The following is a 19,182-nucleotide window of genomic DNA, read 5'->3' on the forward strand; positions in this document are numbered from 1 at the left end:
CTAATCTGGCGTCGTGACATACAACAAAGAGTTCGTTGCAACTTTGAAACCTCAGCTCTCAGCCCTAGGAAATCGCACCGCGGCAATTGGTGCGCAAAGTTATATGAAAGATATCGCCCCATTTCTTGGAGTTAAAACCCCGGAACGGAGATCTCTGGTCAAGAAGATTGCTCGAGAATTCGACCTTCCGACAAGCGATGAATTGGCACAGACCGCTCGTGCGCTCTGGAAGTTGGAAGAGCGCGAGTTTCACTATGCTGCCTTCGATCTCATTCAAATCCATATCGATCAGGCGAATAAGAAATTTCTTGAAGAACATGTCGAGTATTTGATTACACATAAATCTTGGTGGGATACCGTCGATGGCCTTGGTTCGGCCGCCGTTTCTCCTCTGACCGATAAGTATGGATGCGAGAAGTTGATTGAGAAGTGGAATAAATCTGAGAACATCTGGCTCGTTAGATCTGCGATACAGCATCAACGTGGCAGAAGGTTCGAAGCAGACAATAAGTTGATTCTTCGATACTGCCACGAACATGCTGATTCAAAAGAGTTCTTCATCGTGAAAGCAATTGGATGGGCCCTCCGCGATATGGCGAAGGTTTCTCCTCGCGATGTTCGAAATTTCTTAAGAGATCATCCGGAATTGGGTCGAGTTGCTGTTCGCGAAGCAGAACGAGGTTTAGGCCGGAGTTGAAATCCAAGAACGAGTTACAAGCTTGTGCATCAGAATTCCGTTAATCAGGAATATTCCAGCCATGATGAACCATCCTTCTTGACCCAAGGTAATTGCCATCAGCGTTACAAAAGCAGGGCCAAGAGTTCCTCCTAGTCCCCAGCTGAGCGACCAGACTCCTTGATATTGCCCTTGATGTTTTTCATCAGCTAACCCAAAACCGATACTCCAAGATCCCGCTGACCCGATGAGTTCGCCATAAACGTGAACAGCTGATGCCAAAACAAGAAGTGCGCTTGCAGTTATCGCACTGACTCCGTGTGATGTCGAATAGAGAATGCAGGCGATCGCAATCGCCAAGCTTGCCCGCCTATATAGCTTCGCGCCAGCAAATATCGGCCCGCTACCTTTACTTGCGGCCACTTGAAAGAGCATCACTGCGATGGTGTTGACCATCATGATCACAGATACCCACCACCGTGGCGCAGTCGTTTCTCGCACAACCCACAAAGGAATAGCTACAGATTGCAATACAAAGTGCAACGAGTTGATGGCATTGAGTGCAGTGGCTGCAACAAATCGCTTATCGCGAAGAGCCTGGAAAGAAATCGGTTCGCCTCGTTCAACCGTTGGCTCCATGTAGGGCATCTTGCGAAAGACAACTCCCGCAAGAATGAAGGTCACCGCATCCCCTGCAAGCATCAACTGATAACCGAGCGGCGTATTAACCGCAAGCGCAATTCCTGCAAAGACAGTGCCGAGTGAAATTCCGAAGTTGGTAATTGCGCGTTGATAAGCACGGATTGCTACTCGCTCTTCGCCTTCTCCTAGTTTTGCGATGGTTGCCATTCGCATCGTTTGGGAGATATTTCCAAGTATTCCCATGCCTATATTGACCAGTAAAAACGGTAGATAGGTATGTACTGACAGAAGGGCAAACATGAGCAAGCCTTCGAGAATCATCGCAAGGGCTGCAATATCGCGAGGACCAAAGCGATCGGAAATATGACCAGCAGGAACGCTTACAGAAAGCGCAACGCCCCCGGCGATAGAGAGAGCGAGAGCAACTTTTGTAGGAGAGAGTCCGACAATCAGAGTGAAGTAAATGACTTCAATTGTCATAAATAGTCCGTTACCAAATGTATTAATGAGCGTGGATAAACTCATTGTTCGCTTCGCCGGATCAGTTGGAATAACGACTGACCTCATGTGCTGAATCCGATTGGCGACCGCTGACATTCACGCAGTTTAGCTCAGCCTCTTCACTCAATGAGTTACGATAGAAATATGGTTTCAGAGGCATTGACCTTTCTTTTCTTTCTATTAATCGGTCTTGAGATTCGTGAGGGACTGCAGAGACCGAAAGATGCCCTTCTCCCCGCAATTTCTGCACTAGGTGGAATGTTGTTCCCGGCTCTAATATTTTTTGCTTTAATCCCAGATTCACAAGCATGGGCCGTAGCAATGCCTACAGATGTCGCACTGGCTATCGGGGCACTGAGCATTCTCGGAAAGCGTGTAAATCCCGCCGTTCGCCTCTTTCTACTCACACTTGCCGTTGCTGATGATTTCTTCTCCCTCGTTGTTATAGGAGTGTTTTTTAGCGATGACCTCCACCTCGCAAGCGCCATTTACACACTTGGCGCAGCCTCTATCGGATTCCTGCTGCCTATGCGGCATCGACTCATAGCGTTTCTTTCACCTTTTGCGACCTTTGTAATCATTCCCGTCTATATCTCCATCAACCTTTTGACGAAACTAGATTTTTCTATGGTTACCGAAGAAATTTCGGTTGCCATCGTTTTTGCGCGAGTACTTGGCAAAGTTCTAGGAATCACACTTTTTGCTTACCTATTGACACGGTTTACAACAATCCGTCTTCCCGAATCTCTGAGCCTCAAGGAAGTTGTCGGTGTCGGATTTCTAGCGGGCATGGGTCTGACAGTTTCAATCGTGATTGCAGAAATAACTCTTGATTCACCATCAGAGCTTGCGCAAGTCAGAATGGGGCTTTTCCTTGCAGCGATTGCTTCAGGACTTCTTGGAGTTCTGTGGCTTAAACGTTTTCATGTCGCGCAATAGCGCGTCGCCCAGTAAAGAAATGACCCACAAAACCGATGATGAGAGCAAAGAAGATTCCAAGATTGGCATAAGCCCAAGATCCTTCTTTACCGCCGAGGACACCTAGGAAGTAACCTTGCCAAGATAGCCAGCTTGCAAAACTATTAGTGACAAAGCCCCATCCGACAACTGTTCCCACGGCCATCACGGCAATCGAACCGAAATTCCAAGATCTGTATATTCCATCAGTTCTATAAAGATCTGCTTCGTCGTAACTCTTTCGCATCAAGACATCTGTTACAAATATTGCAGACCACGTTGCTACAGGTACTCCGAGAGTGATGAGTAACCCTTGGAATGGGAAGAAGAAGTTATCTGCGACCCAGACAAAATAGATGGTTCCGATAAGCATAAGTACCGAATCAATCGATGCTGCAATATGTCTCTTCACAGGAAGTCCAATTGAAATCAGAGTCATCCCCGAAGAGTAAAGATCTAAAATTGCTCCCCCGACTAAACCAAGGATTGCGACAAGTGCGAAAATAATCAGATACCAGGTGGGCAAAATTGTTGTCAGCGCTCCGATTGGGTCTGTTGCAATAGCTCCAGCAAGTTCTTCGCTACTGCCAGATAGCGCGGCTCCATAAGTTACGAGAATTATCGGAACGATTGAGGCTCCAAAAACGGTCCAGAAAACTACAGAACGGTTTGAAACGGTTCGTGGCAAGTAGCGCGAATAATCTGCCGCTGAATTGACCCAACCAAGGCCAATGCCCGTTGCCCCGAATATAAGAGCGCCGATAAATGCCTGACTATTTCCATTCTTCATTGACGAGATTACATTCCAGTCAACCTTAGAGATTGTCAGTGCGATGTAAATAAGAGTTGCGACAACAGTGATTGAGGTGATGTATTTCTGCAACTTCATGATTGCTTCGAAACCGAGTACTCCAGCTGAAACAGTCAGCGAAACGGCGATAACAAAGCCAATAACCATCGCGACGTTATGTTCAATGCCGCCGAGACGGATAAATACTGTTCCTGTAGCAAGCGTTGCTAGTGAGACTAAAACTGTCTCCCACCCGACGAAGATGAGATAAGACAGTGCACCCGGAATGAGGTTTCCCTTCACTCCGAAAGTTGCGCGGGATATCACCATCGTTGGTGCATTCGATTTCTTGCCAGCAAGTGAACTAACCCCAACAAGTAAGAAGGAAAGTACCGTTCCGAGGAAGGCTGCGATCGTTGCCTGCCAGAAAGAGATACCAAATCCAAGAAAGAATGAACCGTACGAGAGAGCTAGAAGCGAAACGTTTGCACCACACCATGGCCAGAAGAGTGAGGAAGCCTTACCTCGTCTCTCGCTCTCGCGAATGACGTTGGTTCCGTTTAATTCTAAGTTCATAGGCGAAGATTAGAGGAAAGCGTGCGCAAATCCTTAATCAAGGAAGAAATCGAGCAAGAAATCTTTAGTTCCAGGGACTACCGAATACTTCTCAAGATCTGTGATGCCTTCTGAGGCCAGAACTTCATCGTCAACAAAGAAGTTTCCGGTGCACTCCTTAGAATTTCGATTGAGGATGATGTAGGCACTATCTGACAAAATTTCTGGTGTTCGGCAAGCAGCTGTATCCACGCCCGGGATCATCTGCAGCGCAGCGGTATCGATTGCCGTGCGTGGCCAGAGGGCATTGACGGCAATCCCATCACGCTTGAATTCTTCTGACATTCCGAGAACGCACATGCTCATTCCATACTTAGCCATTGTGTATGCAACGTGGTTCTTAAACCACTTTGGTTTCATGGAAAGTGGAGGTGACAGAGTCAAAATATGTGGGTTTCGTCCAGCCTCGGCTGATTCGCGCAAGTGTGGGATTGCAGCCTGAGAAGTAAGAAAAGTTCCGCGAACGTTGACATCAAACATGAGATCAAATCGCTTTGCAGGCGTATCTTCGGTGCGCGTTAAGTTGATAGCGCTAGCGTTATTTATCAGAATATCGATTCCACCGAACTCTTTAGCCGCTAGGGCTACTGCCTCGGCAATCTGATTCTCATCACGCAAATCACATTGAATAGGTAGAGCCGTTCCACCAGCTGCACGGATTTCATCCGCTGCTGTATGGATAGTTCCGGGCAGCTTTGGGTTGGGATCAGAAGTCTTTGCAGCAATGGCGACTAATGCACCATCTTGGGCGGCGCGAAGTGCAATTGCCAAGCCGATTCCGCGAGATCCCCCTGTGATGAAGATGCGCTTACCTTGAAGTGACATTTACTTTCCCTTCTTTGCCATGAACTTCATAAATGCTTCTGCCGCTTCTTCGGATTGAAGAGCGAGAGCAAAGAGCTGGAACTCAGCGAGCATCACATGAGCTACTGCATCATGCTTATTGGCCTTCATAAGCGCTTTAGTATTCATAATCGCCTTCGGCGGTTGTTCAGCAATCTTCTCTGCGATTTCTAGAGCTTCAGTTTCGGGATCCCCCGCGATGCTGGCAATCATTCCCATCTGGAGGGCTGCATCGGCAGAGAAGGATTCACCTGTCATGAATATCTTTGCAGCTCGTTGATATCCAACTAATTCAGGAAATAACTTGGTAGACCCAGCTTCAGGCACGAGGCCAAGTGAGGTGAATGGCATTGAGAAATTTGCGCTTGGAGAAGCAACGACAACATCGCAATGTAGAAGCATTGTGGTGCCAACTCCTACGGCATTTCCTTTTACTGCAGCTAGAAGTGGTTTTGGGAACTCGAGTAGAGAGCCGAGAAATTTAGCAACATCGGAATCTGCTTCAGTAGGTGGGTTCGACATGAAGTCTCGAATGTCATTTCCTGCTGTGAAGTGATCGCCTTCGCTGGTGATTACGACACAACGAATGGATTCATCTTCGGCCGCCTGGTTGAGCTGTTGAGCTAGCTCGCCATACATTCCCCGAGTAATCGCATTCATCTTTTCTGGGCGATTGAAGCGAATAACAAGGATCTGCCCTTGTCTGGAGGTCGTGATTTCCGTCATTTGGGCATCCTAAAGGGTGGCAAAGGCAAATGAAAGGAGCTTTGCAGGAGCATAATAGGAATTAGCAACGGAGAGGTCGCTGAAATGGCTAGAGATATCACAATCACAAGTAGAGAACTATCGCCCTTTGAACAATTGGTGCTGGGTTTACTCTGCGAAGGTAAAACAAATATCGCTATTGCCCGCGAAACCAACCACACTGAAAAGGTAATCGAAAATACAATTAGTCGTTCTGCCAAAGTTTTTGGAATTACATCCGACGGGGATACAAATATCCGTGTTCTTCTGGCGCTAGCTTTTCGTACCCATTACGGTGATGCCGCTTTCGATCGACTGGGCGTACCTTGTGCTCACTTTGAGGTAGATGGCCAAGGTAAAGGTCTCTGTAACCGCGAAATTCATTGAATGAGTAATTAACTAAATCACTTTTTGCTTAGTGCTAGCACTCGCAATGCCTCATCAAGTGCCAGCACTCGTCTTCTCGCCTTCACCTCATCACTGATAGGTGTCTAATTCAAATAACACCTGGAGATGGTGTCATTTGAATGAGGAGAGAAAATGAAACGTAAAAATTTTGACAAGATTGTCACAGCAGTTGGATTTGGTTTATCTGTCTTTCTATTCGCCGCAGCTGCGCTTCTCAACTGGGGAGCTTCATTTGCCTCTGATTCAGTCAAGAGCCAACTAGATAATCAGAACATTTCATTCCCAGCAGCCGATGCCATGCCAGAAGCAACTAAGGCTCAACTGGCAAAGTGGGCCGAGAAGAAGGTTACAACAGGTGAGATGGCCCGTGATTATTCAGATCTTTACATTTGGGAACATATGAAGGGATCTGCAATTGCAGCAGTCGGAAAGCCTGCGACATATTCAGAAGTATCCGGAATGTATATGGGCCTTGTTCGTGGCGGGAGTTCAGATACTGCACAGATTGCAAAGTTAGGTGATTTGCGACAGACGCTATTCATGGGTAACACCTTGCGTGGAATGCTCCTCGAGGCATATGCATTCGGCACTATGGGAGTTATCGCAGGATATGGAGCGATTGCGGCTCTCGTTGGAGGGCTCGTCATGCTTCTTCTCTCAATCGCGGGGTTAGTACACATTCGTCGCACTCCAGATAGCGCGACGATTTAACCCTCCTCTCTTCAACTCTCCGTGAAGGTTGAGGGGATAAGAAACCCCGGCCCTGAGCAATCAGGACCGGGGTTTTCTCTTACTCAATAGATTTATCGATCGAGCTTTCCTGAGATGAAATCTTCCACCTTCGTATGGGCTTGTTCATCGGTGTACTGCACCGGTGGAGTCTTCATGAAGTACGAAGATGGTGAGAGCAGCGCTCCCCCAATCTTGCGATCTAAACCGATCTTTGCGCAACGGAGTGCATCGATGATGACACCCGCTGAGTTTGGTGAATCCCATACTTCTAGCTTGTATTCGAGGTTTAAAGGCACATCACCAAAGGCTCGACCTTCAAGACGTACATATGCCCACTTTCGATCATCTAGCCATGGAATGTAATCAGATGGCCCAATGTGAACGTTCTTCGCACCCATGTCGTGATCAAGCTGTGAAGTAACGGAGTTGGTCTTTGAAATCTTCTTAGATTCGAGGCGATCGCGTTCGAGCATATTCTTAAAGTCCATATTTCCACCTACGTTGAGCTGATAGGTGCGATCGAGATGAACGCCGCGATCCTGGAATAACTTCGCCATGATGCGGTGTGTGATGGTCGCGCCAACTTGGCTCTTGATGTCATCGCCAACGATAGGAAGACCCGCATCCTCAAACTTCTTTGCCCAGACTGGGTCGGATGCAATAAAGACTGGAAGCGCATTAACGAAGGCACATCCCGCATCAATTGCACATTGTGCATAGAACTTCGCGGCATCTTCTGAACCAACTGGTAGGTAACAGATAAGAACATCTACTTGTTCTTCCTTAAGAGCGGCAACAACATCTACAGGGCTCTCGGTTGATTCTTGAATTGTCTCTTTGTAATACTTTCCAAGTCCATCATGAGTAACTCCACGCTGAACAGGAACACCTGTCTTCGCAACATCAGAGAACTTAATGGTGTTGTTTTCACTTGCCCAGATTGCATCCGCAAGATCTAAGCCGACCTTCTTTGCATCGACATCGAAAGCCGCAACAAACTTGATGCTGTTGATGTGATACCCGCCGACTACGGCATGCATAAGTCCTGGAATCTCTTGATCGAGGGCTGCATCCTTGTAATAGGTAACTCCCTGTACGAGTGAGTTTGCGCAGTTGCCAACGCCAACAATCGCTACACGGATGTCGCCTTCTTGAGTCTTGATATTCACTTATTCTTCCCCTCGGTTGTGATCATGTCTTTAAGCCAGGCGATCTCGCGCTCTAGCGACTCGAGAGAGAAGCGGCGCCACTCCTCGAGGTATCTATCAATTCCTGCTGAAGAACTCTTGAGGTCTTCACGCAGTACATCTGCTTTTTCTTCCAAGCGACGAAGTCGCCCTTCTAAAATTCGAACGCGGTTCATCGTTGTTGTTGGGCTGAAGAAGGCGAAGCGAATGCCAAAACCTTCATCTTCCCAAGCGTCGGCAGTCACAGCGCTATTGAGCTCTTCGAATCTCTGTGACCCTTTTTTGGTGATCGTGTAGACGATGCGAGTTCGGCGTGAAGTCACGCCAATCTCCTTCGCCTCGATAACTTCCGATATGACCATCTTCTTCAACTGCGGGTAGAGAACTGAGAACGAGAGCGCTCTGAAGGGGCCGAAGATTGCCATCAGCCTCTTGCGAAGCTCGTATCCATGCAAAGGACCCTCTTCCAGAAGGCCCAGGAGGGCGAACTCGAGAGATTCTGAGCGTGAACGCATAGCATCTTCCCCTGTCTATGTTGATTAGATATATCGTATCGATATATAGCAATTAAAGCCCCTCTTGGCCTTGAGGGCAAATCGCCACGCACAATTCGAGGGTTCAATTGGTTACCTTTACCCCATGCTGAGCGGAGTGATTCCTAGTCGCCTACCGGAATATCTGGTGGCTGCAATGATCATCATCATCGCTCCTGGGCCAAGCGTCCTCTTCGTCATTGCTCGAGCTGTTTCATGGGGTCGGAAAATCTCGATCCTCACCGTCGCCGGAAATGTCACGGGCTCTTTCGTGCTTTCGACACTTGTCGCCCTAGGCGTTGGTCCAATTCTTCAGAAATGGCACATCACTTACATCGCAGTGCAATGGGCTGGTGGTCTTTATCTGATTTATCTTGGAATCGATGCAATTAGGAAACGCGCGCTACACGCCGCGGATATGACAAACCAAGGACCCGTTGCGCCAACCGTTCGTCAATCAATCCGAGATGGATTCTGGGTCGGAGTGCTTAATCCCAAAGCGATTGTTTTCTTTGCTGCAGTTTTGCCGCAATTTGTAGATATTGATGGCGGACATGTCACCACTCAATTAATTTTTCTTGGTCTTGTCTTCTGCGTTTTGGCTTTTATCTCTGACGGAAGTTGGGGTCTGCTTGCCGGTACTGCACGCGCTTGGCTTGCAACAGATAATAAACGCCTAGAACGACTCCGTGCTGCCGGCGGAACAATCATGATTATCTTGGGACTCGCCGTCCTATTCTCGGCAGTTGTCACTGGGTAAGGAGAAGATGAGATATGAAAAAGCCTGATGTTCCTGCGCGCGACACCATTGCCCCATCCGATCTCACCTTTGGGCTCTCTACTTGCAAGCGCTGCTTATGGCTTAAGTACTGGTTTAAATTCGATTTGAAGAAGGAGTTTCCACTCGTCAAGCCACTTGCTGATTCTCAAGAAGAACATTTCCGCCGAGCTTCAATGCAAGATATCGATGCTTCATTAAAGCCTGGTGTTGTGAAGCAATGGGGCCAATGGGTAAAGAGCGCACCAATCTCAATCAATGGCTTTGAAACGCGCTGGAAAATTCTCGGAATCTACGACCTGCTTGGCCATTACACAGATGGCACTGTAGGAATTATTGATTGCAAGGTTTCAGATTCCGATCGCGACAATGGGCCTTTCTATGCGCCACAGTTAGAGGCATATGCGCATGCCCTCGAGAACCCTGATCGAGGAAAGCCATTTCCGGTTTCCAGCATGGGTCTATTGATTTGGAAATTAGCGGGAGTAACCGAGACTTCATCGAGTGAACTAGCCTCCAACTCTCACGGCTTCGGCGTCAATCAACACTATGTTCCAGTAGAGCGAGATTCCAATCGTTTTATTTCGATTCTTGAAGAGTTGATTACAACCATCGAGGGTGGAATGCCTGATTCAGGCCCAGAGTGCAACGTCTGTAATTACTTGGTTAAGCGCGCAGAGCTAGAGATTGACTAATCGTTCTCTTCGCTATTTTCGACGTTAATGCCTGATTTCTTCGCCTTCACAGCGTAGGTATCGACGTACTCCTGGCCAGATAACTGTTGAATGCGTTTCATAATTTGATCAGTAACTTCACGCAAGTACTGCAAATCTGTTGAGTCACCTTCGAAGTACATAGGTTCGCCAAATGTGATTCCAACGCGCATGATCTTTGGAATGACTGTGCCGGTTGGCTGAATCTTGTCGGTGTTAAACATCGCAATCGGAATTACGGGTGCGCCTGATTCAATGGCAAGGCGAGCAATACCTGTGCGTCCTTTGTAGAGGCGTCCATCCGGAGAACGCGTTCCTTCCGGATATATACCTAGAGAATTTCCGCCAGCAAGTACTTCGAGCCCAGTGATCAAAGCTGCCTCGCTTCGTCGTCCACCTGAACGATCGACAGGAACTTGACCTAGAGCGATGAAAGTTAATTTCTTGAGAAGCCCCTTGGGTCCAGGAGATGTGAAGTACTCACTCTTTGCCAAGAAGGTAACTTTGCGAGGAACAACAAGCGGCATAAAAATCGAATCACTAAATGAGAGATGGTTCGATGCAAGAATTAGTGGCCCTGTAGATGGAACGTTACGCAGCCCCTTTACCTTCGGGCGAAAGAGCAACATCAAAAATGGTGTCAGAAATGCCCGGAGGGTGCCGTAGGGCAGGTTGTTCATAGGCGCTAATTTAGCCTGAATCGACCCATTTGTGCGAACATAAACCATGAGCAAGCGTGAATCGGGCCATGAATCAGATGATGAATTCGATGACAAGGAACTCATTGATGCAGAATTCCATTCAATGGTCGAAGGTCTATCACTCGATGAATCTGCTCCAACAACGTATCTCGATGAACTTGATGCGATAAATCGTTCCAATAAATTTTCACCGCCGGCAATTCCAAAGAGATCACTTATTGATCAAATCAAAGATTCATTGAACGCAATGGTGCGCTGGAAGAATAATCGCAATAACCAACACCCTGATGACGGTGCTGCTCTCTAAGAAGAGCTTACGAACGAGCTAAGTCAGCCACTCCGACTAGCCCGGCTTCATTACCTAATTGCGCTGCAATGATCTCTGGATACGGATGCTTTCCAGCAAACGGCATTGACTGCTCCAGTGCTTTTCGAGTTGGTTCAAGAAGAATCTCGCCCGCATCGATTACTCCACCACCAATCACAACGCATTCAGGATCCAGAACAACGGAAAGCGTTGCAATTCCAGCGCCCAACCATTGACCCGTTGTATTGAAAGCAGCAAGTGCAACTGCATCGCCGTCACGAGCAGCTTCAGTTATATCTTTTCCAGTAAGTCCCTGAATAGTTCCATCGCCACGTGAAAGTAAGTTACGTGCGATATCAGGACTTGCTGCAATCGCTTCACGGGCATGGCGCATGAGCGCATTTCCAGAACCATATTGTTCAAAGCAACCACGTGCCCCGCATCCGCAGAGATGGCCTTCTGGAACTACACGGATGTGGCCGATTTCAGCAGCAACTCCGAAGGCGCCGCGGTAGAGCTCTCCATTTACAACAATGCCGCCACCAATACCTGTGCCCACAGTTAACATCAACATGTGGCGCTTTCCACGTCCTGCTCCGAAACGAGCTTCGCCCCAAGCGGCCGCGTTGGCATCATTTTCAATCACAACAGGTAAACCAATAAGTGAGGTGAGCTCGTAATCTAAATCGACGCCATTCCAACCAGCGATGTTGGGAGTAGCCAGCATTGTTTTTCTATTTGATGAGACAAACCCTGCGGCAGATACCCCGACAGAGTCGATCGTAAAATCTTTCTTTAATTCAAGTGCCACATCGGCGATGGTTTGCGTAAGAGCAGCTCCACCTTCACGTGGCGTATCTCGTCGGGCAGTCTTTAGGACAGCGCCGAATTCGTCGACAACTCCCCCAAGAACTTTTGTTCCGCCGACATCGACGCCAATTGTGTAACTCATTTAGCCGACTCGCTCAGCCAACTCCTTGAGAGCAGCATCAATGGTCTGCTTCTGCGCCTTTGTGATCATCATGGCAGGAACAGGCATCCCAACAGCCACTGTGAGTTCATAGGTAACTTCTGTTGAATCCGAATCAATTGCCTTGAGTGTGTAGGCGCCATCCATCTGAGTCAGTAAATCAGCTTCATCCATTGTGAAAGAGAGCGAAGCAGGTGCTGCGCTCCAATCGTAATCAAGAGTGACTCGATCTTTCATCATGCCGGCATCGATAGCTAGTTTCGCCTTGAGCACCCGGCCAGATGAATCACTTTCAATGACATCTGCCTTCTTGATGGAGCTTAGCCACTCGGGGTAGCTCCCAATAGAAAATAGGGCGGCTTCAACATCCGCTAGAGGTGCATCGATAATGACTGTGGAAACGCTCTTCTCTGACATGGGCGCAAGGCTACCAACACTCACCCAGAAGTAATACGCGCTCGGAATCTTCCCTTTTCACCCACTCGCCCGCTAGCGTTAGCGTCATGAACGAAATCAACAATCCTCCAATCATCCCTGCCGCGACAGCCGGAAACCTCACCAATTTGATTGCAGAACGAGCATGGTTTGAACCAGATCGCGTCACCATTTCACGTCCCCTTGGAGATGGATGGCAGCCACTGACTGCGCGACAAGTTGAAGAAGAAATCCGCGCAACTGCCAAAGGTCTCGTTGCTGCTGGAATTCAAATTGGCGATCGCGTCGCAATCATGGCGCGCACTCGATATGAATGGACGATTTTAGATTTCGCTATTTGGTACGCAGGCGGATGCGTTGTTCCAATTTATGAAACATCTTCTGCTGAACAAGTTGACTGGATCCTCAACGACTCAGGTTCTGTTGGATTAATCGTCGAAACGCCAACGCACCGCGAGCTCGTAACTCCAGTTCTTCCTGGACATACAAAGCACGTTTGGGTGATGACAGAAGATGTACTCGCTATCTTGAAGGATGCTGGTTCAAATATCTCTGATGAAGAGATTGAACGTCGCCGAAATGCTCTCGTTCCTGCAAGTCTTGCGACTTTGATTTATACATCGGGTACAACGGGGCGTCCAAAGGGCGTACAGCTCACACATTCAAACTTTCTCTCAGAGTGCGGCAACGTTGTTGAAGGCGCTAGCGATCTCTTCCTCAAGCCAGGTGGATCAACTCTCCTCTTCCTTCCTGTAGCGCACGTCTTCGGTCGTATGGTGCAGATTGGTGCTATCCATGCAGGACTTCACCTTGCTCATTGCAGTGATCCTGTTGGTCGTCTGCAACCAGATCTCGCATCATTTAAGCCTTCATTCGTACTTGCCGTTCCTCGCATCTTCGAAAAGATTTACAACGGCGCTGAAGCTAAGGCAGAAGCTGCTGGCAAGGGAAAGATCTTTAGAAAGGCTGCTGAAGTAGCTATTGCTTATAGCGAGTCAAAAGATAAGCGTGGATTTAATCCACTCCTTACTCTCAAGCACGGCCTCTTCGACAAGTTGGTCTACTCAAAGATTCGCGCAGCAATGGGCGGTTCTGTTGAAGCAGCAATTTCAGGTGGCGCTCCACTTGGAACACGTCTAGGTCACTTCTATCGTGGCGCAGGAATCACAATTCTTGAAGGTTATGGATTAACTGAGACAACAGCAGGTGCAACTCTTAACCTCACAAAGAAGATTCGTGTGGGATCTGTTGGCCGACCAATTCCTGGTACTTCAATCAAGATTGCCGATGACGGCGAAGTCATGATCAAGGGACCAATCGTCATGCGCGGTTACTGGCAGAACGATGCTGCTAACCAAGAAGTATTTGATGGCGAATGGTTTAAATCTGGAGACCTAGGTCGTCTGGATGATGAGGGATATCTCTACATCACGGGACGAAAGAAAGAACTCATCGTTACAGCGGGTGGAAAGAACGTCGCACCTGCGGTTCTTGAAGATCGCCTACGCGCGCATCCGCTGGTCAGCCAGTGCATGGTCGTTGGAGATAACCAGCCATTTATTGCATCCCTCATCACTATTGATCAGGACATGCTCAAAGGTTGGATTGCTTCAAACAATAAGGCCGGAGCAACTATCGATACTTTGGTAAATGATCCAGACCTCATTGCTGTCATTCAAACTGCGGTAGATGAAGCAAATAAAGCGGTATCGAAAGCTGAATCAATTCGTAAATTTACGATACTTGCAAAGGACTTCACCATCGCTGGTGGAGAACTCACAGCAAAGCTATCGCTTAAGCGTCACGTCATCGCTGAGAAGTACTCAGCTGAAATCACAGCGCTCTTTACCAAGTAAATGGAACTCCCGTCACCCGAGAGACTTCGGGTTGCACGGGAGCTCCATGATGGGATTGCGCAAGATTTGGTTGGAGTGGGTTACTCACTCGACCTTCTGCTTGCCGACCCATCACTTTCGACCAATTCCCGTAAGGAAATCAGGCGAACTCGCCTTTCTATAGACGAACTCATTACAAAGGTTCGCCGAGAAATTCTCAACCTGCGCACAAACACTTCGCAGACCTTTGGCGGTGAAGTTGAACGGCTCATCAGCGAACTAACGCCGTCCCAAGAGATAGCGCTCTCTATCGAGGAGATGGACATCGATAAAGAATTAACCACCCAACTTCTGCTGATTACTAAGGAAATCCTACGCAACTCCATCGCACACTCTGGGGCTACCCACATTGGAATAAGCCTCTATCCCATCAACAATCGAACCTGTCTTGAGGTGATCGATGATGGGATTGGAGGGGCGCACGTGAAAGATGGACACTTTGGTATTTCTGGAATTATTGAACGAGTACATGCGATGAATGGCAGTATCACAATCGAAAGTATTGATGGGACTCGTGTAGCGATATTGATTTGAGCGATCTATTAGTGGCGCTCATCATTGATGACCATGCCATGGTTCGTGAAGGGCTACGTCGCGCCCTGGAAACGCGACAGAGCTTCTCAATTTACGAAGCTTCTTCCATTGACGAAGCTCGCGCCCAGATTGCAAGAGTGAATCCAAACTTGCTCATACTCGATATCAATCTTCCTGATGGTAGTGGCTTGGAAATTGCACAATGGGTGCGTTCGCTTTCGCAATCTGTTGCGATTGTCATTCTTACCTTGAACGAAAAGGACGAATTCGTCATTGCAGCCATGAAAGCTGGGGCCAGCGCATTCGTCAATAAATCAGCACCGCTTGCAGACTTTCTTGCAGCGGTTGATCACGCGCTCTTATCTCCTGCCACTTTTTCTGCGCAAGATTTGGCAGGGGCTCTTAATCGCAAGACTGAGACTTTTGGTCTTTCGCAGCGAGAGCTACAGATTCTCGCAACTTTACATATGGGTCAACCGCTAAAAGAGTTGTCAGCTTCTTTATTCATTTCCGAATCAACGCTGAAGACCCATCTCAACACAATCTATAGAAAGTTAGAGGTCAGTAATCGAACTCAAGCTGTGAAGAAGGCGCAACAATCAGGGTTGAGTGAGTAACTGGGCAAACTTCTTTGCCCAGATTTCCCAGCGCCATTCATCAATAATCCATTGGCGACCGCGTGCACCCATCTGGCTTGCTCGTTCTGGATCCTTCAAAAGCGTAATCACCGCATCAGCTACCGCTTGCGCTGACGTTCCATCAACTGCAAATCCGGTCTCACCTTCAAGAACTGCATCTGGTGCTCCCCCGGACTTTCCGCCGACTACTGCAAGGCCACATGCACTGGCTTCTAAGTAAACGATGCCAAGACCTTCAACTTCAAGACCTGCAAGACGAGAGCGTGAAGGCATTGCAAAGATATCTCCAACGCAGATGTAGCGAGGAAGTTCGGCATACTGAATTCGTCCAATAAAGGTAATTGCATCGCTAACCTTTAATTCAGCTGCGCGCTTAACTAAATAATCTTTATATGGACCTTCGCCGATGAAAAGTAAATGCGCATCCGGTACCTGCGAAAGAATCTGCGGCATCGATTCGACGAGCGTGTCCTGGCCTTTGCGATGCACTAATCGTCCAACAGAGACGATTACCTTCTTCTCTGAAAGTCCTAACTCGGCGCGCAATGCTTGTGCATCAGCTCGAGGTGCGAAGTGATCCGTATCGATTCCGGGTGCGATCTTCACCATCGCACTCGCTGCGCTAACTGTGAGCGCCCGGGATATCTGCGAACGTGTGAAATCACCAAGGTATGTCAGGTTATCCACGCCGTTACCAATGCGGCGCATGGCCCATGAAAATGGCCAGACCTTTGCCCACCAGACTTCATGTCCGTGAGTCAGTGAAACGATTCGTTTAGCTCCTGCGCGACGTAGCCCATGAGACAAGAGGCCCAGTGGCGCTGCTGCCCCAAAGAAAACCGTGGTGATTGATTCGCGGCGGAGAATCTTTCGCACTGCTTTAGATACACGTGGAGTCGGCAATAAGACCTTCGCTTTATCGCGAATAACGAGTACCCCGTAATTCTCCATCCACGCTCTATCAAAGGCAGCAGAGTCTGGTTGTGAAGATGTGTAAACGACGACCGAGTTCTTGGGAAGGCGCTCGATTAAACCAATAACAAAAGTTTCAATTCCACCTGCGCGTGGACCAAAATCATTTGTAATACAGAGAATCTTTGAGTCGCTCATTAGAAACGGCGGACTGCAACCAAAGGTTTACGTCCGAGTGAATTCGACTCTGCCACTTTCACGCGTGAGCCCGAACGTGGTGCATGGACCATACGACCACCACCGAGATAAATACCTACGTGAGAAACAGGACGGCCAAAAAAGAGGAGGTCGCCAGGCTTCTTCTGTCCGAAGGGAATTGATTTACCCATTCTTGACTGAGCAGCTGAAGAGTGAGGAAGAGAAACTCCAGCCGACTGGAAGGCGCGCATCGTCAAACCTGAGCAATCCCACGTAGTCAGACCTGCAGCACCGAAGACGTAGCGATCGCCAATCTGCTTCAGCGCATATTTGAGTGCAATACCACTGCGACCTGAAACACCGGCGGCAGCTTTTGCCGCAACTAGTGAAGATGCCTGGTCTGCATTCTCGCGATCTTCTGCCAACTTAGCGAGTCGTTCGCGATCCTCTTTCTTTAGTTTAGAAAGCAAGAGCTCTGCTTGAGCCAACTTTCGTTGAGCAAAAGCGCTCCGTTCGGCCAATTTTGTCTGCAATACCTTCACTTGAGCCAAGCGGTCACTGACTGTTAATGAGGTTGCATTAAGTTGCTGTTCGGCAGATTGGAATTTGCGAAGCTGCGTAGATTTACGACGAGTGATTGCTTCGAGAGAACCTGCTGATGATAGATAAAGCGCAGGATCTGACGAGAAGAGTAGTTCGAGGCTTTGGCTGAGAGTTCCAGACTTGTACTGATTGACTGCAATGACTCCAAGAGTTTTCGAAATTGCATCAACGGTCTTTCCTTGAATCGCTGCCTGAGCTTGGATTCCTGCCAGGCTGCGTGTCAGAGCTGCGAGCTTGACCTTGGCTTCTTGCGCACCTTCAGCAGCTTCAGTGGCATCTTCTTCAAGTCGATTTACTTGCGCTTGTACCTGCGCCAAAGTTTGCGCAGCGTTTGCTCCAGTTGATGGAAAAATTGAGAGGAGAAAAACTGCGCTTGCAACGGCAGCGCCAGCACTCATAGCTTTTCTCATGTTGAAAGGCTAACGCTCCTAGTAATGAACTTTCAATTTTAAGCGGGAGATTTTCCTGATAAATGGGTGAGAAAGTGAATATTCTTACCTTTATGACGGTCACAGTAACTCTTGTAGTAGGAAGTGATGGATCGACCACAAAGAATGGCAGCTCCGCGGGTGTAACAACCGCAGCAGATCGCTCAGAGTTCTTAGCGCGACGTCGTACAGCTGATTGCATTCTTATCGGAGGAAATACTGCTCGCACAGAGCCCTATCACCGCACACCAGTGCCTGTCGTGGTTATTTCACGCTCTTTGATTAACCCTTTAGCCGATAATCGCCTGGCGCATTGTTGGAATCTCTCCCCAGAGAAAGCGTTAGATCGAGCGATTAAAACGTTCGGTCCCAATGTTCACATTGAAGCGGGCGTTGCAATCATCACTGAATTAATCAGTGCTGGACGAATTGATGCTCTTGAACTCAGTATTACAACTGTTACGGGCGGAGAAGATGTCATTCATATCGATCAACTGCTTGGGCACTTCACGCAGAGCAGCGAAGTAACGAACGCAGATACGCGCTTTATCTCTGCGCGAAAGTAGTTAGAAGGCGGAAATTAGCGCCACACCGATTACAGCAAAGAAGATTCCAACATATTGCACTTTATGTAATCTCTCGTGGAGAAATTTGTAAGCCAATAAGGCAGTAGCAATTGGGTAGAGCGAACCTAAGACCATGGCAAGTGAGACAAGGCCCTTTGTCGTTGCAACGCCAAGTAGCAAATTAGCTGCGAAGTCTGCGACACCAATGAATATAAGAATTGGAAGTTCGGCTTTTCCTAGCCCGCCGATATGTCTAAATCGAATAAAGATGGCAATGCCGATAAGAAGAGTAGTTGCGCGCATTGTCGTCATAGTCATCAAAGCGCTGCTCTGCGATCCGATTGCCATAAAGACAAGAGCTAGACCAAAGAAGACCGCGGCAGATAAAGCGAGGAGAACTGGCTTAAGCGGAAAACCTTGTGAGACTTCTGGTCCACTTGCAAGAAAGCCACCAAGAAGTGCTGCCACAACTCCGATACTGACGATTGTAGAAAGTTGATCACCTTTAATGACAATTGCGTAAGACAAAGGAATCAGCGCACCAAGAGAGCTAATCGGTGAAACAACGCCCATTCGCCCTGTAGATAGTGCGGCATAAAGACTAATCAGACCGGCATACCCACAAAGACCTGCAAGTGCTCCAGCTAGAAGATACCCATCACTTCCGAGTGCTTGCGCATTCCTAGATGCGCTCACAATGACAAGAAAGAGGCCGGTGATAAATCCAATTGCCTGACTGGTTGCAAGAACTGCAATTGCAGGGAATCGCTTACTGAGTTTTCCTGCGTGATAATCGGCGCTACCCCACAACGCGCTTGAAAGTAGCGCTAGAAGGCTTGCCATGGAGAGGACTCTACAGGGCAAGACCATCAGCCT

The 19,182-nt window shown here is 48.2% G+C and carries 23 protein-coding genes; 11 read left to right on the forward strand and 12 right to left on the reverse strand.

All coding sequences use genetic code 11. From position 1 onward, the window contains the following. The first annotated feature begins 13 nt into the window (after positions 1-13). Positions 14-697: a DNA alkylation repair protein gene (locus tag A1sIA56_RS03970; protein WP_095673652.1), complete on the forward strand. Its 684-nt coding sequence runs from the start codon at positions 14-16 to the stop codon at positions 695-697. Here the strand turns inward: A1sIA56_RS03970 and A1sIA56_RS03975 are convergent. Beyond that, positions 683-1,915: an MFS transporter gene (locus tag A1sIA56_RS03975; RefSeq protein WP_095673653.1), complete on the reverse strand. Its 1,233-nt coding sequence runs from the start codon at positions 1,913-1,915 to the stop codon at positions 683-685. The genes A1sIA56_RS03970 and A1sIA56_RS03975 overlap by 15 nt on opposite strands. A gap of 48 nt (positions 1,916-1,963) precedes the next feature. Between A1sIA56_RS03975 and A1sIA56_RS03980 the strand changes: the two genes are divergently transcribed. Continuing rightward, complete coding sequence (locus tag A1sIA56_RS03980) at positions 1,964-2,758, forward strand: Na+/H+ antiporter NhaA (RefSeq protein WP_095673654.1); 795 nt, start codon at positions 1,964-1,966, stop codon at positions 2,756-2,758. On the opposite strand, the gene A1sIA56_RS03985 is transcribed toward A1sIA56_RS03980, so the two are convergent. The 3 genes from A1sIA56_RS03985 to A1sIA56_RS03995 are packed head-to-tail and all read right to left on the reverse strand — an operon-like array spanning position 2,733 to position 5,750. Further along, the gene (locus A1sIA56_RS03985) at positions 2,733-4,142 is read right to left on the reverse strand and encodes a purine-cytosine permease family protein (protein WP_095673655.1); all 1,410 of its coding nucleotides are present in this window, start codon (positions 4,140-4,142) and stop codon (positions 2,733-2,735) included. The two genes, A1sIA56_RS03980 and A1sIA56_RS03985, sit on opposite strands and share 26 nt — an antisense overlap. A gap of 33 nt (positions 4,143-4,175) precedes the next feature. After that, complete coding sequence (locus A1sIA56_RS03990; RefSeq protein ID WP_095673656.1) at positions 4,176-5,006, reverse strand: SDR family oxidoreductase; 831 nt, start codon at positions 5,004-5,006, stop codon at positions 4,176-4,178. After that, on the reverse strand, positions 5,007-5,750 hold the full coding sequence (locus tag A1sIA56_RS03995; protein ID WP_095673657.1) for an enoyl-CoA hydratase-related protein: 744 nt from the start codon (positions 5,748-5,750) through the stop codon (positions 5,007-5,009). It abuts the gene before it with no gap. A gap of 84 nt (positions 5,751-5,834) precedes the next feature. Here A1sIA56_RS03995 and A1sIA56_RS04000 point away from each other — a divergent pair, with 84 nt between their 5' ends. Both A1sIA56_RS04000 and A1sIA56_RS04005 read left to right on the forward strand, forming a co-directional pair. After that, positions 5,835-6,155 carry a helix-turn-helix domain-containing protein gene (locus A1sIA56_RS04000; protein ID WP_095673658.1) on the forward strand — a complete coding sequence of 107 codons (321 nt, stop codon included), beginning with the start codon at positions 5,835-5,837 and terminating at the stop codon, positions 6,153-6,155. A gap of 153 nt (positions 6,156-6,308) precedes the next feature. Then, entirely contained in the window at positions 6,309-6,887 is a 579-nt protein-coding gene (locus tag A1sIA56_RS04005; protein WP_095673659.1) for a hypothetical protein, read from the forward strand. Positions 6,888-6,979: 92 nt separating this feature from the next. On the opposite strand, the gene A1sIA56_RS04010 is transcribed toward A1sIA56_RS04005, so the two are convergent. Further along, the gene (locus A1sIA56_RS04010) at positions 6,980-8,077 is read right to left on the reverse strand and encodes an inositol-3-phosphate synthase (protein ID WP_190276984.1); all 1,098 of its coding nucleotides are present in this window, start codon (positions 8,075-8,077) and stop codon (positions 6,980-6,982) included. Then, positions 8,074-8,610 carry a PadR family transcriptional regulator gene (locus A1sIA56_RS04015; RefSeq protein ID WP_095673660.1) on the reverse strand — a complete coding sequence of 179 codons (537 nt, stop codon included), beginning with the start codon at positions 8,608-8,610 and terminating at the stop codon, positions 8,074-8,076. Before A1sIA56_RS04015 ends, A1sIA56_RS04010 begins: the two co-directional genes overlap by 4 nt. Positions 8,611-8,734: 124 nt before the next feature. On the opposite strand from A1sIA56_RS04015, the gene A1sIA56_RS04020 reads away from it, so the two are divergent. Both A1sIA56_RS04020 and A1sIA56_RS04025 read left to right on the forward strand, forming a co-directional pair. After that, positions 8,735-9,388 carry a LysE family translocator gene (locus A1sIA56_RS04020; protein ID WP_095673661.1) on the forward strand — a complete coding sequence of 218 codons (654 nt, stop codon included), beginning with the start codon at positions 8,735-8,737 and terminating at the stop codon, positions 9,386-9,388. Between the two features lie 14 nt (positions 9,389-9,402). Then, on the forward strand, positions 9,403-10,101 hold the full coding sequence (locus A1sIA56_RS04025; RefSeq protein ID WP_095673662.1) for a PD-(D/E)XK nuclease family protein: 699 nt from the start codon (positions 9,403-9,405) through the stop codon (positions 10,099-10,101). Here the strand turns inward: A1sIA56_RS04025 and A1sIA56_RS04030 are convergent. Further along, a complete protein-coding gene (locus A1sIA56_RS04030; protein WP_223298401.1) occupies positions 10,098-10,799 on the reverse strand; it encodes a lysophospholipid acyltransferase family protein in 702 nt (233 codons plus the stop codon). The two genes, A1sIA56_RS04025 and A1sIA56_RS04030, sit on opposite strands and share 4 nt — an antisense overlap. A gap of 46 nt (positions 10,800-10,845) precedes the next feature. Between A1sIA56_RS04030 and A1sIA56_RS04035 the strand changes: the two genes are divergently transcribed. Next, positions 10,846-11,127, forward strand: a complete 282-nt coding sequence (locus A1sIA56_RS04035; RefSeq protein ID WP_095673664.1) for a hypothetical protein — start codon at positions 10,846-10,848, stop codon at positions 11,125-11,127. A gap of 7 nt (positions 11,128-11,134) precedes the next feature. Here A1sIA56_RS04035 and A1sIA56_RS04040 read toward each other — a convergent pair whose 3' ends face one another. Both A1sIA56_RS04040 and A1sIA56_RS04045 read right to left on the reverse strand, forming a co-directional pair. Next, the gene (locus tag A1sIA56_RS04040) at positions 11,135-12,079 is read right to left on the reverse strand and encodes an ROK family glucokinase (protein ID WP_095673665.1); all 945 of its coding nucleotides are present in this window, start codon (positions 12,077-12,079) and stop codon (positions 11,135-11,137) included. Beyond that, positions 12,080-12,514 (reverse strand): SRPBCC family protein, encoded by a 435-nt coding sequence (locus A1sIA56_RS04045; protein ID WP_095673666.1) that lies wholly within the window; start codon positions 12,512-12,514, stop codon positions 12,080-12,082. 86 nt (positions 12,515-12,600) lie between these two features. On the opposite strand from A1sIA56_RS04045, the gene A1sIA56_RS04050 reads away from it, so the two are divergent. Genes A1sIA56_RS04050 through A1sIA56_RS04060 form a run of 3 tightly spaced genes read left to right on the forward strand, consistent with a single transcriptional unit; the run spans position 12,601 to position 15,578 of the window. Beyond that, on the forward strand, positions 12,601-14,388 hold the full coding sequence (locus tag A1sIA56_RS04050; protein ID WP_095673667.1) for an AMP-dependent synthetase/ligase: 1,788 nt from the start codon (positions 12,601-12,603) through the stop codon (positions 14,386-14,388). Beyond that, positions 14,389-14,961: a sensor histidine kinase gene (locus tag A1sIA56_RS04055; RefSeq protein ID WP_095673668.1), complete on the forward strand. Its 573-nt coding sequence runs from the start codon at positions 14,389-14,391 to the stop codon at positions 14,959-14,961. It begins immediately after the preceding gene. Then, the gene (locus tag A1sIA56_RS04060) at positions 14,958-15,578 is read left to right on the forward strand and encodes a response regulator transcription factor (protein ID WP_150121995.1); all 621 of its coding nucleotides are present in this window, start codon (positions 14,958-14,960) and stop codon (positions 15,576-15,578) included. The genes A1sIA56_RS04055 and A1sIA56_RS04060 overlap by 4 nt, the downstream gene beginning before the upstream one ends. Here the strand turns inward: A1sIA56_RS04060 and A1sIA56_RS04065 are convergent. Together A1sIA56_RS04065 and A1sIA56_RS04070 are read right to left on the reverse strand one after the other, a co-directional pair. Continuing rightward, complete coding sequence (locus A1sIA56_RS04065) at positions 15,561-16,709, reverse strand: glycosyltransferase family 4 protein (RefSeq protein ID WP_095673670.1); 1,149 nt, start codon at positions 16,707-16,709, stop codon at positions 15,561-15,563. The two genes, A1sIA56_RS04060 and A1sIA56_RS04065, sit on opposite strands and share 18 nt — an antisense overlap. Next, the gene (locus A1sIA56_RS04070; protein ID WP_095673671.1) at positions 16,709-17,722 is read right to left on the reverse strand and encodes a C40 family peptidase; all 1,014 of its coding nucleotides are present in this window, start codon (positions 17,720-17,722) and stop codon (positions 16,709-16,711) included. Before A1sIA56_RS04070 ends, A1sIA56_RS04065 begins: the two co-directional genes overlap by 1 nt. 62 nt (positions 17,723-17,784) lie before the next feature. On the opposite strand from A1sIA56_RS04070, the gene A1sIA56_RS04075 reads away from it, so the two are divergent. After that, complete coding sequence (locus A1sIA56_RS04075; RefSeq protein WP_095673672.1) at positions 17,785-18,306, forward strand: dihydrofolate reductase family protein; 522 nt, start codon at positions 17,785-17,787, stop codon at positions 18,304-18,306. Here A1sIA56_RS04075 and A1sIA56_RS04080 read toward each other — a convergent pair whose 3' ends face one another. After that, the gene (locus A1sIA56_RS04080; RefSeq protein ID WP_095673673.1) at positions 18,307-19,149 is read right to left on the reverse strand and encodes a DMT family transporter; all 843 of its coding nucleotides are present in this window, start codon (positions 19,147-19,149) and stop codon (positions 18,307-18,309) included. Positions 19,150-19,182: the final 33 nt, after the last annotated feature.

Origin of the sequence: Candidatus Planktophila sulfonica, from assembly GCF_002288065.1 — a bacterium.
GTDB classification, from domain to species: Bacteria; Actinomycetota; Actinomycetes; order Nanopelagicales; family Nanopelagicaceae; genus Planktophila; species Planktophila sulfonica.